The organism is Pseudomonas sp. NPDC087804 (assembly GCF_044742965.1).
GTDB lineage: Bacteria > Pseudomonadota > Gammaproteobacteria > Pseudomonadales > Pseudomonadaceae > Aquipseudomonas > Aquipseudomonas rustica.
In genome coordinates this window covers 16245-16771 of the sequence record NZ_JBIUVN010000044.1, presented here as the reverse complement: position 1 = coordinate 16771, position 527 = coordinate 16245, and the positions used below count along the sequence as shown (strand labels likewise).

The following is a 527-nucleotide window of genomic DNA, read 5'->3' as shown; positions in this document are numbered from 1 at the left end:
AGTCACCTTCCACGAGGTACAGTTCGGAGAGCGCCGGGTCTTTTTCCTGGCAGTCAGCGAGCTTGCCCGGCAGACCGGCGATGTCCAGCGCGCCTTTGCGGCGGGTCATCTCACGGGCTTTACGCGCGGCTTCACGGGCACGGGCAGCGTCGATCATCTTGCCGACGACCAGCTTGGCTTCGTTCGGGTTTTCCAGGAGGAAGTCGGAGAAGTACTTGCCCATTTCCTGTTCGACCGCGGTCTTCACTTCGGAAGAGACCAGCTTGTCTTTGGTCTGCGAGCTGAACTTCGGATCCGGCACTTTCACCGAAATGATCGCGGTCAGGCCTTCACGGGCATCGTCACCGGTGGTGGCGACTTTGTGCTTCTTCGCCAGGCCTTCGGCTTCGATGTAGGTGTTCAGGTTACGCGTCAGTGCCGAACGGAAGCCCACCAGGTGGGTGCCGCCATCGCGCTGCGGAATGTTGTTGGTGAAGCACAACAGGTTCTCGTTGAAGCTGTCGTTCCACTGCAGGGCGATTTCCACG

Annotated in this window: 1 pseudogene; it reads right to left on the bottom strand. The window is 60.0% G+C overall.

Going from position 1 to position 527, the window contains the following annotated elements:
• A pseudogene (gyrB, locus tag ACIOMO_RS27160) lies at window positions 1-527 on the bottom strand (DNA gyrase subunit B); the annotation flags it as partial.